Here is a 13,996-nt window from a genome sequence, read left to right on the forward strand (position 1 = left end):
AGGACACTGCCATCATGACCAGCCTCATCGTTGTTGCCGTACTCGCTGTATTTGTTCTCATCACCGTGTTCAAAGGGGTACGCATCGTGCCTCAGGGCGAAGAGTGGATCGTCGAGCGCCTGGGCCGCTACCACAGCACCCTCAAGCCCGGCCTCAACATCGTCATCCCGTACATGGACGTGGTTGCCTACCGCCTGCCTACCAAAGACATCATCCTCGATGTGCAGCAGCAGGAAATCATCACCCGGGACAACGCCGTGATCGTTGCCAACGCCCTGTGCTTTGCCAAAGTCGTGGACCCGCAAAAGGCTTCCTACGGGGTGCAGAACTTCTCGTTTGCCGTGACCAGCCTGACCATGACGTCGCTGCGTGCCATCGTCGGTGCGATGGACCTGGACGAGGCGCTGTCGAGCCGTGAGCAGATCAAGGCGCGCCTGCGCGAAGCAATGTCCGAACAGACCGAAGACTGGGGCGTAACCGTGCGTTCGGTGGAGATCCAGGACATCAAGCCGTCCGAGAACATGCAAATGGCCATGGAGCGCCAGGCCGCCGCCGAGCGGGAACGTAAGGCCGACGTCACCCGCGCCGAAGGCGCCAAGCAGGCCGCCATCCTTGAGGCCGAGGCGCGGTTGCAAGCGGCCAAGCTGGATGCAGAAGCGCAGATCAACCTGGCAGAAGCATCGGCACGGGCAATCGAGCTGGTCAAGGAAGCCGTAGGCAGCGAAACGGTGCCGGCAATGTACCTGTTGGGTGAGCGTTACGTAGGGGCGATGGAGAACCTGGCCAGCAGCAACAATGCCAAGGTTGTGGTGCTGCCAGCCGACCTGCAGGAAACCGTGCGCGGGTTGATGGGCCGTAACAAGGCTTGAAATTGCCGGGGCCGCTTTGCGGCCCACCTGCGTCACTTCACCGCACCCCCGCATTTTTACCTATACTCCGCCTTACAATACCGCCCACGATTCCTGACCGGATCTCTCCATGCCCCCACGTCGGCACATCGCCTGGATAGCCTGCTTGGCAGTGCTGTTCAACCTGCTGGCCATGCCGCTGTCTTCTGCCGCGCCCAAGGGCCCGGCCGAGCAGCTGCTGTGGGGGGCTTTCTGTTCCAGCGTTGCGGGCAAGGCCAAGGTTGATGTGCAGGCCCTGGCCAAGATCGACCTCGGTACGCAAAGCGACCAGCATGCCAACATGCAGCACTGCTGGTGCTGCTCTGGCACAGGCCCTGTGCTGGCCCTGCCTGGCTACCCGCCACAGTTGCACAACCCGCCCACGCTACTGGCCGGCAATGCCCCATCACTCGTAACCTACTGGCCCACACCGCGCCAGCAATGGCCTGCGCTCAATCCCCGTGCCTCTCCCATCGCCTGAGTTCATCACGCTGTCTGCCTGAACCTGAACCGATCGGAGATACACACCATGCTCAAGCAAGCTCTCGCAGTGGCCGCCTTGTTGCTACCCGCCGCCTTCGCCAACGCCCACGAATACACGGTGGGCGACCTGCACATCGCCCACCCGTGGTCGCTGGCGCTGCCACCCAACGCGCCGAACGTCGCGGCCTATTTCATCGTGCACAACAATGGCAAGGCCGATGACCGCCTGCTGAGTGTCGACAGCCCCATCAGCAACGATGCCCAGTTGCACGAACATGCCATGACTGCTGCTGGCGCCATGAAGATGCAGCAGGTGAACAGTGTGGCGGTGCCCGCCGGCAAAGACCTGACCTTCGCCCCCAGCGCCTATCACGTGATGCTCATGCAGCCTAAGGACCGCAGCCTGCTGGCCGATGGCAAGCGCTTCCCGCTGACCCTGCATTTCGAAAAGGCAGGCGACATTACCGTGGAGGTGGCCGTGCAGAAGCAGCCGCCAACGGACCAACCCCAGGCCCACGAACACGCGCACTGACCCACGCTGACAGGCGCTCGCCATCATGAGCCTGCCGCGCAACCGCCTCAGCCGTACCACCCGCCCTGAACGCAGGCGCATCGGTGGCGGCTGGCTGAGCCTGTTCGCCATGTGGATGATCTTCATCGGCCCGCTGGTTTCCCAGTCGATGCCGATGGAACACCACGCTGGCATGCAAATGCCAATGGACATGCAGATGCCCGCCGGGCACGAGCATGGTGCGCACCACGGCCACGGCAATGATGGCCAACTGCATGTGATGTGGGAAAAGTGCGGTTACTGCAGCCTGCTGTTCAACTGCCCCGCACTGCCGCAAACCCTCAGCCCGCTCAGCGTGGGCATCGTCGTACCCGCCACGCTTCTTTCTATCCCCACACACCATGGCCACGCCCGGCAGGCCGTGTTTCCGGGTGCCCGCAGCCGCGCGCCCCCACTAATGATCAGCGTCTGATACCCCCGTTGCTGCACGGAGCCTGAAGGCTTCGCGCCCACTCATGACTGATCGACTGGAATCACTATGTCCGGCTGCACCTCCGTTTTCCCTCCCGCCCTGCGCGGGACATTCGCCGCCCTGTGCGGCACCCTGCTCGCGCCCATGGCCCTGGCCGCCGACCCCGGCCATGAAGGCCATCAACACGAGCAAGCCGAACTGAGCCCGACGGTAATCACTGCCATCGCGCCCAGCTCGCCGCTGACCGTGGTCACCAACCCGAAAGACCCGCGCCAGCCGGTGCCGGCCAGCGATGGTGCCGACTACCTGAAGACCATCCCCGGCTTTTCGGCGATCCGCGCCGGGGGCACCAATGGCGACCCGGTGCTGCGCGGCATGTTCGGCTCGCGCCTGAATATCCTCACCAACGGCGGGATGATGCTGGGTGCCTGCCCCAACCGCATGGACGCGCCAACGTCCTACATCGCGCCGGAAACCTACGACCGCCTTACCGTAATCAAAGGCCCGCAAAGCGTGATCTGGGGGCCGGGCGGTTCGGCGGGCACCATTCTGTTCGAGCGCGAGCCAGAGAAGTTCGGCACCTTGGGCAGCCGGGTCAACGCCAGCCTGTTGGCCGGGTCCAACGGCCGCTTTGACAAGGTGCTGGATGCCGCAGCCGGCAACAGCCAGGGCTACGCCCGCTTTGTCGGCAACCAGTCGCGCTCGGACGACTATGACGATGGCAAAGGTGACACCGTGCCGTCACGCTGGGAAAAATGGAACGGCGACGTGGCGCTGGGCTGGACCCCGGACGAGAACACGCTGCTGGAACTGACCGCGGGCAAGGGCGATGGCGAGGCCCGTTACGCCGGGCGCGGCATGGACGGTTCGCAGTTCAAGCGCGAAAGCCTGGGCCTGCGGTTTGAAAAGTCCAACCTCGGCGAAGTGCTCGACAAGGTCGAGGCGCAGGTCTACTACAACTACGCCGACCACGTAATGGACAACTACAGCCTGCGCACCCCATCAGGCACCGGCATGATGGCCGGCCCCATGGCTGCCGCCGTAGAACGCCGTACCTTGGGTGGGCGCATCAAGGCAACCTGGCGTTGGGCAGATGTGCAACTGATCAGCGGCATCGATGCGCAAACCAACGAACACCGCGCACGCAGTGCAATGGGTGTAGACACCTACAAGAACGAGCCATGGACCAAGGACGCCGACTTCCATAACTACGGAGTCTTCGGCGAGCTCACCTGGTACGCCACCGGTGCCGATCGCCTGATTACCGGCGCCCGCCTGGACCGCGCCTCGGCACGGGACTTCCGTGAAGACAGCGCCACCAACGGCAACACCCGGGCTGACACCCTGCCCAGTGGCTTCGTGCGCTTCGAACACGACCTGGCAGCCCTGCCAGCCACCACCTACATCGGCCTCGGTCACGCGCAACGCTTCCCCGATTACTGGGAGTTGTTCTCCCCTGACCAAGGCCCGGCCGGCTCGACCAACGCCTTCGACAGCATCAAGCCCGAGAAGACCACCCAGCTCGACTTCGGCATCCAGTACCGCGACGAGCGCCTGGAAGCCTGGGCATCGGGCTACGTGGGGCAAATCCGCGACTACATCCTGTTCGACTACCGCACCGGCATGATGGGCATGAGCACTACCCAGGCGCAAAACATCGACGCACGCATCATGGGCGGCGAGCTGGGCGCGGCCTACAAGCTCACCGAAAACTGGAAGGCCGATGCCACCCTGGCCTACGCCTGGGGCAAGAACAGCAGCGATGGCAAGGCACTGCCGCAAATGCCACCACTTGAGAGTCGCCTGGGCCTGACCTACAGCCGCGACACCTGGAGCGCCGGCGCCTTGTGGCGCTTGGTGTCCGCACAAAACCGCATCGCCGAAAACCAGGGCAATGTGGTGGGCAAGGATTACGAGAAAAGTGCCGGTTTCGGCGTGTTCTCGCTTAACGGCGCCTACAAGGTCAATCAAAACCTCAAGCTCAGCGCAGGCGTCGACAACCTGTTCGACAAAACCTACGCCGAGCACCTGAACCTGGCCGGGAATGCCGGGTTCGGCTACCCGGCCACGGATCCACAGCCGGTGAATGAGCCAGGCCGTACCTTCTGGACCAAGGTCGACTTCAGCTTCTGACAACAACAACAACAACGGGCGCGGCACCTGTCGCGCCCCTCAGCTGGTCAAACAGGAGGTTCCCATGAGCGGAACACGCGTTTCCTTCTATAACCTGGCTTGGCGCTGGCACTTCTATGCCGGGCTGTTCGTTGCCCCTTTCATGATCCTGCTGGCGATCACCGGGATCATCTACCTGTTCAAGCCGCAGCTTGACCCGATCATGTACCGCGACCTGATGGTGGTCGAAGCCGGGCATCACCGCCAGGGCGCCGATGTGATGCTGGCCGAAGTCCGCCAGGCGTACCCCAAGGGCCATGTCGGGCAGTACCTGCCACCGCTCGACGCCGAACGAAGCGCGCAGTTCGTGGTGCATGACACCGGGCGCGAGCTGAACGTGTTCGTCGACCCGTACAGCGGCAAGATCCTCGGCGAGCAGGATGCCAAGCAGAACCTGCAAGCCATCGCCCGCGCCCTGCATGGCGAGCTGATGGTTGGCACGGTTGGTGACCGGCTGATCGAGCTGGCGGCGGGCTGGGGCATCGTGCTGGTGGTGTCCGGCCTGTACCTGTGGTGGCCGCGTGGCCGTAAAAGCTCGGGGGTGCTGTGGCCGCGGCTGTCGGCCAAGGGCCGAGTCTTCTGGCGCGACCTGCACGCGGTAACCGGTTTCTGGGGCTCGGCCCTGCTGCTGCTGATGCTGATCAGCGGCATGACCTGGACCGGCCTGTGGGGCAAGCAGTATGCAGACCTGTGGAACCGCTTTCCGGCGGCCATGTGGAATGACGTGCCCAAATCCGACCAACAGGCTGGCGAGCTGAACAGCGCCCATCGCCAGACGGTGCCCTGGGCGATGGAGAACACACCGATGCCGCAATCCGGTGCACACGCCGAGCATGCCGGGCACCACATGATGTCGAACATGCCGGCCGCGCCACAGGTGAGCCTGCAGCAAGTGGAAGACTTGGCCACCTTGCGCGAGGTGGAGCCGGGCTACAGCATCACCGTGCCGACCACTGCCGATGGCGTGTACACCATCGCCGTGTTCGCCGACGACCCACGCAACGATGCCACCCTGCATGTGGACCAGTACACCGGCAAGGTGCTGGCCGATGTGCGCTGGCAGGATTACAGCCCGGTCGCCCGAGCCACCGAGCTGGGGGTGATGTTGCATGAAGGCAAGATGTTCGGGCCGCTGAATCAGGTCATTATCCTGTTGGTGTGCCTGATGATTCTGCTGGGTTCGGTGAGCGGGTTGGTGATGTGGTGGAAGCGTCGGCCGGAAGGCGGGCTGGGTGTGCCGCCGCTTCGCCATGACCTGCCGCGTTGGAAAACGGCGGTGGGGGTGATGCTGGTGCTGGGGGTGATGTTCCCGCTGGTGGGGGTGTCGATGGTGGTGATGTGGGTTGTGGATAGTCTGGTGGTGCGGCGCCGCGTACTGGTTGGGGCTTGAGAGTGCCGGGGGCTGCTTTGCAGCCCATCGCGGATAAATCCGCTCCTACAACGCGCGATCGCCTGTAGGAGCGGATTTATCCGCGATGGGGCGCAACGCGCTCCCAGTATCGCGGTGTCGATCTGCCGCGCCCCGAATTGGGACACGCGTGTTAGCCTACACGGCTTTCAGAAAAAGACTGACCCGAAATGGAATGCAGCCAATGACCCGGACCTCCTCCCCTCCTGCTGAAGACCAGCACCTGCAACGCAACCTGACCAACCGCCACATCCAGTTGATCGCTATCGGTGGCGCCATCGGCACCGGCCTGTTCATGGGCTCGGGCAAGACCATCAGCCTGGCAGGCCCTTCGATCATCTTCGTCTACATGATCATCGGCTTCATGCTGTTCTTCGTCATGCGCGCCATGGGCGAACTGCTGCTGTCGAACCTCAACTACAAATCATTCATCGACTTTTCCGCCGACCTGCTAGGCCCCTGGGCCGGGTATTTCACCGGCTGGACCTACTGGTTCTGCTGGGTGGTCACCGGTATCGCCGACGTGGTCGCGATCGCCGCCTACACGCAGTTCTGGTTCCCCGACCTGCCCCAGTGGATACCCGCGCTCACCTGCGTTGCGGTACTGCTGTCGCTGAACCTGGTGACCGTGAAAATGTTCGGCGAAATGGAATTCTGGTTCGCCCTGATCAAGATCGTCGCCATCCTCGGCCTGGTCGCCACGGGCCTGTACATGGTCATCACCGGCTTTGAATCGCCCAGCGGGCGCACTGCACAGCTGGCCAACCTGTGGAACGACGGTGGCATGTTCCCCCATGGCTTGATGGGCTTCTTCGCCGGCTTCCAGATTGCCGTGTTCGCCTTTGTCGGCATCGAACTGGTCGGCACCACTGCCGCAGAGGCAAAAAACCCCGAGCGCACCCTGCCACGGGCGATCAACTCGATCCCGATCCGCATCATCGTGTTCTACGTGCTGGCGCTGGTTGCGATCATGGCCGTTACCCCATGGCGCGACGTGGTACCGGGCAAGAGCCCGTTCGTTGAACTGTTTGTGCTGGCGGGCCTGCCGGCCGCGGCAAGCATCATCAACTTCGTGGTGCTGACTTCGGCCGCTTCGTCGGCCAACAGCGGCGTGTTCTCCACCAGCCGCATGCTGTTTGGCCTGGCCCAGGAAGGTGATGCTCCACGGGCGTTCGAAAAACTGTCGTCGCGTTCAGTGCCGGCCAACGGCCTGTACTTCTCCTGCACCTGCCTGTTGCTGGGTGCGGTACTGATTTACCTGGTACCGAACGTGGTCGAAGCATTCACCTTGGTCACCACTGTTTCGGCGGTGCTGTTCATGTTCGTGTGGACGCTGATCCTGCTGTCGTACCTCAAGTACCGCACGCACCGCGCCGCGCTGCATGAGGCATCGACCTACAAGATGCCGGGCGGGCGTTTCATGTGCTACGTGTGCCTGGTGTTCTTTGCCTTCATCCTGGTGCTGCTGAGCCTGGAGGCGGACACCCGCTCGGCGCTGGTGGTAACGCCGATCTGGTTTGTGCTGCTGGCGGTGACCTATCAGTTTGTGCGTAGCAAGCGGCATCCGCGCACGGCTGTGCGTAACGGTTGATTCTGCCGGGGCTGCTTTGCAGCCCATCGCGGCTGAAGCCGCTCCTACAGGCTGTAGGAGCGGATTTACCGAGACGTCGGACCGCCGCGATGGGCTGCAACGCGGCCCCAATGCTGTGCACGCAAATGCGCCAGGCACCAACCTGGATCCACTTCACGCCCTAATACCTCGCACAACCCTTCTATTACATGCCTCCCAGACTAGGCACACCCCTTGCAACGCCCCTCCCCGCTTGCCCAACACCAAAAAAACTCAGCGGAGAGAGCACATGAAGCGTCGCAGTCTGATCAAGGCCTTTACCCTCAGCGCATCGATTGCGGCGATGGGGCTTAGCTGGAGCATCCAGGCCGCCGAAACCATCAAGGTCGGCATCCTGCATTCGCTTTCAGGGACCATGGCGATTTCCGAGACTTCGCTCAAGGACATGGCGCTGATGACCATCGACGAGATCAACGCCAAGGGCGGGGTCAACGGCAAGATGCTCGAACCGGTCGTGGTCGACCCGGCTTCCAACTGGCCGCTGTTTGCCGAAAAGAGCCGCCAGCTGCTGACCCAGGACAAGGTCGCGGTGGTGTTCGGCTGCTGGACCTCCGTGTCGCGCAAATCCGTGTTGCCAGTATTCGAAGAGCTCAACGGCCTGCTGTTCTACCCCGTGCAATATGAAGGCGAAGAGATGTCGCCGAACGTGTTCTACACCGGCGCCGCGCCGAACCAGCAGGCGATCCCGGCGGTGGAGTACCTGATGAGCGAAGACGGTGGCAGCGCCAAGCGCTTCTTCCTGCTGGGCACCGACTACGTGTACCCACGCACCACCAACAAGATCCTGCGCGCGTTCCTGCACAGCAAAGGCGTGGCCGACAAGGACATCGAAGAGGTCTACACCCCGTTCGGCCACGCCGACTACCAAACCATCGTCGCCAACATCAAGAAGTTCTCCGCTGGCGGCAAGACGGCGGTCATCTCCACCGTCAACGGCGACTCCAACGTGCCGTTCTACAAGGAGCTGGCCAACCAGGGCCTGAAGGCCACCGACGTACCGGTGGTGGCGTTCTCGGTGGGCGAAGAAGAACTGCGCGGCATCGACACCAAGCCGCTGGTGGGCCACCTGGCCGCATGGAACTACTTCGAGTCGGTGGATAACCCGGTCAACCAGAAGTTCGTCGCCGACTGGAAGGCCTACGCCAAGGCCAAGAACCTGCCGGGTGCCGACAAGGCCGTGACCAACGACCCGATGGAAGCCACCTACGTGGGCATCCACATGTGGGCCCAGGCAGCCGAGAAGGCCAAGTCCACCGATGTGGACAAGGTGCGTGAAGCGCTGGCCGGGCAAACCTTCAAGGCACCGTCGGGCTACACCCTGACCATGGACAAGACCAACCACCACCTGCACAAGCCGGTGATGATCGGTGAAATCCAGGATGACGGGCAGTTCAGCGTAGTGTGGGAAACCGAGCAACCACTGCGTGCACAGCCTTGGAGCCCGTTCATCCCGGGTAATGAGAAGCGTCCGGATTACGCGGTGAAAGGTAACTGAGTGCATCAGGGCCGCTGCGCGGCCCTATCGCGGATGAATCCGCTCCTACAGAGTTCAGCGCCGCCGTTGTAGGAGCGGATTTATCCGCGATGAATCCACTGCCGATTTACAGGATTACCCGCATGCTCAGACTCCTGCTAAGCCTCCTTCTTCTCCTCCCACTGGCGACACAGGCCAGCGAAGGCGAATTCTTCCTCACCGCCAAGCCCGCCGAGCAAGCCCGCCTGCTCGAAGGCTGGGCGGCACAACCCGATGCCACGCGCCTGCCACTGCTGGAAAACCTGCGCCAAGGCCGCATCGCAACTGACGACACCCGCAAAGTCCGCCTGAACAACCGCCTGCGCGGCCTGATCGACAACGCCCTGGCCAGCCACCAGTTGCTCAGCGACAACAGCGACACCCGCCTGGCCGCCGCCCTGCAACTGCAGAAGAGCGCCCAACCCGCCCAAATGGCCTTCCTTGACCGCCGCTACGCCAGCGAACCAGACGCCAACGTGCACGCGGCGCTTGGCCTCGCCCTGGCCAACCTGCAACTGGGCGCCAGCGAACCTGCCGTGCGCCTGGCCGCCGTACGCCTGCTTGGTGAAACCGGCGACCCGCTCGCCCGCACGCGCCTCGAAGCGCTGCTGCAACCCGACGCAGAAACAGACGCAGCCGTGCGCACCGCCGCCGAAACCAGCCTGGCCCAGGTCAAACGCAAACTGCTGGTGGGCGAACTGCTCGGCCAGGCCTTCAGCGGCCTGTCTCTGGGCTCGATCTTGCTGCTGGCAGCCCTGGGCCTGGCAATCACCTTCGGCTTGCTCGGCGTAATCAACATGGCCCACGGCGAAATGTTGATGCTGGGCGCCTACAGCACCTACATGGTCCAGGTGTTGCTGCAGCGCTATGCGCCCGGTGCCATCGAGTTTTACCCGTTGATCGCCCTGCCGGTGGCCTTCATGGTCAGCGCCGGGGTCGGCATGGCGCTGGAGCGCACGGTCATCCGCCACCTGTATGGCCGCCCGCTGGAAACCCTGCTGGCCACCTGGGGCATCAGCCTGATTCTGATTCAGGCCATCCGCCTGCTGTTCGGCGCGCAAAACGTCGAAGTGAGCAACCCGGCCTGGTTGTCGGGCGGCATTCAACTGCTGCCCAACCTGGTACTCCCTTACAACCGCCTGGTGATCATCGGCTTCGCACTGGCCGTGGTACTGCTGACCTGGCTGCTGCTTAACCGCACGCGCCTGGGCCTGAACGTGCGTGCCGTCACCCAGAACCGCAACATGGCGGCCTGCTGTGGCGTGTCCACCGGGCGCGTCGACATGCTTGCATTCGGCCTGGGCTCCGGCATCGCCGGGCTGGGTGGCGTGGCCTTGAGCCAGGTCGGCAACGTCGGCCCGGACCTGGGCCAAAGCTACATCATCGACTCGTTCCTGGTGGTGGTGCTCGGCGGGGTCGGCCAGCTGGCCGGGAGCCTCTGGGCCGCCTTTGGCCTTGGCATTGCCAACAAACTGCTGGAGCCGCAAATCGGCGCGGTGCTTGGCAAGATCCTCATCCTTGCGTTGATCATTCTGTTCATCCAGAAGCGCCCGCAAGGCCTGTTCGCCCTCAAGGGACGGGTAATCGACTGATGAACCAGCCACTGCTTGTCACCGCTTCGCAAAAAGTCGGGCCGCGCCTGACGCTGGCCATCGGCGCTGTTGTCGTGCTGCTGCTCGTGGCGCTGCCGCTGCTGTCGCTGCTGCCGGCGGATCACCCGCTGCAAGTGTCGGCCTACACCCTCACGCTGGTGGGCAAGATCCTTTGCTACGCCATCGTTGCCCTGGCTCTGGACCTGGTCTGGGGCTACGCCGGGCTGCTGTCGCTGGGGCACGGGCTGTTCTTTGCCCTCGGCGGCTATGCCATGGGCATGTACCTGATGCGCCAGGCCGCAGGTGACGGCCTGCCAGGGTTCATGACCTTCCTGTCATGGACTGAACTGCCCTGGTACTGGGCCGGCACCCAGCATTTCGCCTGGGCCATGTGCCTGGTGGTGCTGGCGCCCGGTTTGCTGGCATTTGTGTTCGGCTTTTTCGCCTTCCGCTCGCGGATCAAGGGCGTGTACTTCTCGATCATGACCCAGGCCCTGACCTTTGCCGGCATGCTCCTGTTCTTCCGCAACGAAACCGGCTTTGGCGGCAACAACGGCTTCACCAACTTCCGCACCATCCTGGGCTTTGACATCACCGCGCAAGGCACCCGGGCGGTATTGTTCCTGCTAACCGTGGGCCTGCTGCTGGGCAGCCTGTACCTGTGCTGGCGCCTCACCCAAAGCAAGTTCGGCCGCCTGCTCACCGCCGTGCGCGATGCCGAAAACCGCATGATGTTCTGTGGCTATGACCCGCGTGGTTTCAAGTTGCTGGTGTGGGTGCTCAGCGCGGTGCTGTGCGGCCTGGCTGGTGCGCTTTATGTGCCGCAGGTAGGCATCATCAATCCCAGCGAAATGTCGCCGACCAACTCCATCGAAGCCGCCGTGTGGGTGGCACTGGGCGGGCGTGGCACGCTGATCGGCCCGCTGCTTGGCGCAGGCCTGGTCAATGGCATGAAGAGCTGGTTCACCGTGGCCTTCCCGGAGTTCTGGCTGTTCTTCCTGGGTGCGCTGTTCATCCTGGTGACCCTGTACCTGCCCAAAGGCGTGGTCGGCCTGCTGAAGAAAAGGAGCCAGCCATGAAAGGCATCCCGCCGGTACACCCGGAATTCATGCTCGAACCGGTATTCGACAACCTTGGCAGCAGCCGCGACGCCATTGGCCTGGGTAGCCGCCGCGAAGCCGGCCTGGACACCCGCCACGGCACGGTGCTGAGCCTGGAAGACATCAGTGTCAGCTTCGACGGTTTCAAGGCCCTCAACGCGCTCAACCTTTACATCGGCGTGGGCGAGCTGCGCTGCATCATCGGCCCCAACGGCGCCGGCAAGACCACCATGATGGACGTGATCACCGGCAAGACCCGGCCCGACACCGGCAGCGCGTTCTTCGGTGACACCCTCGACCTGACGCGCATGAGCGAGTACCAGATCGCCCAGGCCGGCATTGGCCGCAAGTTCCAGAAACCCACGGTGTTCGAAGCGCTGACCGTGTTCGAGAACCTGGAGCTGGCGCTGAAGACAGACAAATCGGTGTGGGCCAGCCTGGCCGCGCGCCTGAGCGGTGAACAGCGCGAGCGCATCGAGGAAGTGCTGACCACCCTGCGCCTGCTGCCCCTGGCCCAGCGCCAAGCAGGGTTGTTGTCCCACGGGCAGAAGCAGTTCCTGGAGATCGGCATGCTGCTGGTGCAGGAGCCGCAATTGCTGCTGCTCGACGAGCCGGTGGCCGGCATGACCGATGCCGAGACCGAATTCACCGCCGAACTGTTCAAAGGCCTGGCCGGCAAGCATTCGCTGATGGTGGTGGAGCACGACATGGGGTTTGTGGGCAGCATTGCCGACCATGTGACGGTGCTGCACCAAGGTAGCGTGCTGGCGGAAGGGTCGCTGGAGCAGGTGCAGGCGGATGAGCGGGTGGTCGAGGTGTATCTCGGTCGTTGAACCATTGGAACCTGTGCTGGCCCTATCGCGGATGAATCCGCTCCTACAATGGCGCGTGATCCCTGTAGGAGCGGATTCATCCGCGATCAGGCCGGCACAGGCAAAGCAGATTTTCCAGGAACCACACATGCTGAAAATCGACACCCTGCACCAGTTCTACGGCGGCAGCCACATCCTGCGCGGCCTGTCCTTCGAAGCCAAAATCGGCGAAGTCACTTGCCTGCTGGGCCGCAACGGCGTGGGTAAAACCACCCTGCTGCGTTGCCTCATGGGCCTGGTACCGGCCCGCGAAGGCAGCGTTGAATGGGAAGGCAAACCCATCACCACGCTGAAGCCGCAACAGCGGGTTCACGCTGGCATCGCCTACGTGCCCCAGGGCCGTGAAATCTTCCCCCGGCTGACCGTGGAAGAGAACCTGTTGATGGGCCTGTCACGCTTCCCGGCCCGCGAGGCCAAGGAAGTGCCGGCCTTCATCTACGAATTGTTCCCGGTGCTGGAGCAGATGAAACAGCGCCGTGGCGGCGACCTTTCCGGCGGCCAGCAGCAACAGTTGGCCATCGGCCGCGCCCTGGCCAGCCGCCCGCGGTTGCTGATCCTCGATGAGCCCACCGAAGGCATTCAGCCGTCGGTCATCAAGGAAATCGGCGCAGTGATCCGCCGCCTGGCCGAACGCGGCGACATGGCCATTCTGCTGGTCGAGCAGTTCTATGACTTTGCCGAAGAGCTGGCCGACCAGTATCTGGTGATGGCCCGTGGCGAGATCATTCAGCGTGGCCGTGGTGAAAACATGCAAGCGGAGGGTGTACGCGGGCTGGTAACCATTTAATCTGCTGGCATCGACCTTGCGAGATGCAGTGATGAGTTACGAAATTCGCGACGCCTTGCCCGCCGATGTACCGGGCATTCTCGACATCTACAACGATGCCGTGCGCAACACAACGGCAATCTGGAATGAAACCCCGGTGGACCTGGCCAACCGCCAGGCCTGGTTTGAAGCACGGGCCCAGCAGGGTTACCCGATTCTGGTCGCCGTGGATGACACGGGCGTGCTGGGCTATGCATCGTTTGGCGACTGGCGGCCGTTCGAGGGTTTTCGGCAAACCGTGGAGCACTCGGTCTACATTCGCTCCGACCAGCGTGGCAAAGGGCTTGGGCCAGTGCTGATGGCAGGGTTGATCGAGCGGGCCCGGGGTTGTGGCAAGCATGTGATGGTCGCGGCCATCGAGAGTGGTAATGCGGCGTCGGTGCGGCTGCATGAGCGGCTGGGGTTTGTGGTGACCGGGCAGATGCCGCAGGTGGGGGTGAAGTTTGGGCGGTGGCTGGATTTGACGTTTATGCAGTTGGTGTTGAATCCGGGGGCTGAGCCTGGCTGATGGTGAAGGTTACAGGCCCGGC

At 63.2% G+C, this 13,996-nt stretch carries 13 protein-coding genes; all 13 read left to right on the forward strand.

Annotated features, from left to right (window positions below):
* Positions 1 to 14 precede the first annotated feature (14 nt).
* The 13 genes from PVV54_RS23260 to PVV54_RS23320 all read left to right on the forward strand — a co-directional run bounded on the left by PVV54_RS23260 (position 15) and on the right by PVV54_RS23320 (position 13,974).
* A complete protein-coding gene (locus PVV54_RS23260) occupies positions 15 to 869 on the forward strand; it encodes an SPFH domain-containing protein (RefSeq protein ID WP_274907475.1) in 855 nt (284 codons plus the stop codon).
* A gap of 109 nt (positions 870 to 978) precedes the next feature.
* The gene (locus tag PVV54_RS23265; protein ID WP_274907476.1) at positions 979 to 1,368 is read left to right on the forward strand and encodes a DUF2946 domain-containing protein; all 390 of its coding nucleotides are present in this window, start codon (positions 979 to 981) and stop codon (positions 1,366 to 1,368) included.
* A gap of 48 nt (positions 1,369 to 1,416) precedes the next feature.
* On the forward strand, positions 1,417 to 1,902 hold the full coding sequence (locus tag PVV54_RS23270; protein ID WP_274907477.1) for a copper chaperone PCu(A)C: 486 nt from the start codon (positions 1,417 to 1,419) through the stop codon (positions 1,900 to 1,902).
* 25 nt (positions 1,903 to 1,927) lie between these two features.
* On the forward strand, positions 1,928 to 2,353 hold the full coding sequence (locus PVV54_RS23275) for a DUF2946 domain-containing protein (RefSeq protein ID WP_274907478.1): 426 nt from the start codon (positions 1,928 to 1,930) through the stop codon (positions 2,351 to 2,353).
* 66 nt (positions 2,354 to 2,419) lie between these two features.
* Positions 2,420 to 4,486: a TonB-dependent copper receptor gene (locus PVV54_RS23280; RefSeq protein WP_274907479.1), complete on the forward strand. Its 2,067-nt coding sequence runs from the start codon at positions 2,420 to 2,422 to the stop codon at positions 4,484 to 4,486.
* Positions 4,487 to 4,550: 64 nt separating this feature from the next.
* The gene (locus PVV54_RS23285) at positions 4,551 to 5,915 is read left to right on the forward strand and encodes a PepSY-associated TM helix domain-containing protein (RefSeq protein WP_274907480.1); all 1,365 of its coding nucleotides are present in this window, start codon (positions 4,551 to 4,553) and stop codon (positions 5,913 to 5,915) included.
* 202 nt (positions 5,916 to 6,117) lie between these two features.
* Positions 6,118 to 7,524 carry a D-serine/D-alanine/glycine transporter gene (cycA, locus tag PVV54_RS23290; protein WP_274907481.1) on the forward strand — a complete coding sequence of 469 codons (1,407 nt, stop codon included), beginning with the start codon at positions 6,118 to 6,120 and terminating at the stop codon, positions 7,522 to 7,524.
* Between the two features lie 268 nt (positions 7,525 to 7,792).
* Positions 7,793 to 9,058: an urea ABC transporter substrate-binding protein gene (gene urtA, locus PVV54_RS23295; protein WP_274907482.1), complete on the forward strand. Its 1,266-nt coding sequence runs from the start codon at positions 7,793 to 7,795 to the stop codon at positions 9,056 to 9,058.
* A gap of 98 nt (positions 9,059 to 9,156) precedes the next feature.
* Positions 9,157 to 10,668, forward strand: coding sequence for an urea ABC transporter permease subunit UrtB (urtB, locus tag PVV54_RS23300; RefSeq protein WP_446731479.1), 1,512 nt, complete (start codon positions 9,157 to 9,159; stop codon positions 10,666 to 10,668).
* Positions 10,668 to 11,747, forward strand: a complete 1,080-nt coding sequence (gene urtC, locus PVV54_RS23305) for an urea ABC transporter permease subunit UrtC (RefSeq protein ID WP_274907484.1) — start codon at positions 10,668 to 10,670, stop codon at positions 11,745 to 11,747. Before urtB ends, urtC begins: the two co-directional genes overlap by 1 nt.
* Positions 11,744 to 12,601, forward strand: coding sequence for an urea ABC transporter ATP-binding protein UrtD (gene urtD, locus PVV54_RS23310; RefSeq protein ID WP_274907485.1), 858 nt, complete (start codon positions 11,744 to 11,746; stop codon positions 12,599 to 12,601). The genes urtC and urtD overlap by 4 nt, the downstream gene beginning before the upstream one ends.
* 127 nt (positions 12,602 to 12,728) lie before the next feature.
* The gene (gene urtE, locus PVV54_RS23315) at positions 12,729 to 13,427 is read left to right on the forward strand and encodes an urea ABC transporter ATP-binding subunit UrtE (RefSeq protein WP_274907486.1); all 699 of its coding nucleotides are present in this window, start codon (positions 12,729 to 12,731) and stop codon (positions 13,425 to 13,427) included.
* Positions 13,428 to 13,458: 31 nt separating this feature from the next.
* Positions 13,459 to 13,974, forward strand: coding sequence for a GNAT family N-acetyltransferase (locus tag PVV54_RS23320; RefSeq protein WP_274907487.1), 516 nt, complete (start codon positions 13,459 to 13,461; stop codon positions 13,972 to 13,974).
* Positions 13,975 to 13,996 lie beyond the last annotated feature (22 nt).

The organism is Pseudomonas sp. PSKL.D1, assembly GCF_028898945.1.
GTDB lineage: Bacteria > Pseudomonadota > Gammaproteobacteria > Pseudomonadales > Pseudomonadaceae > Aquipseudomonas.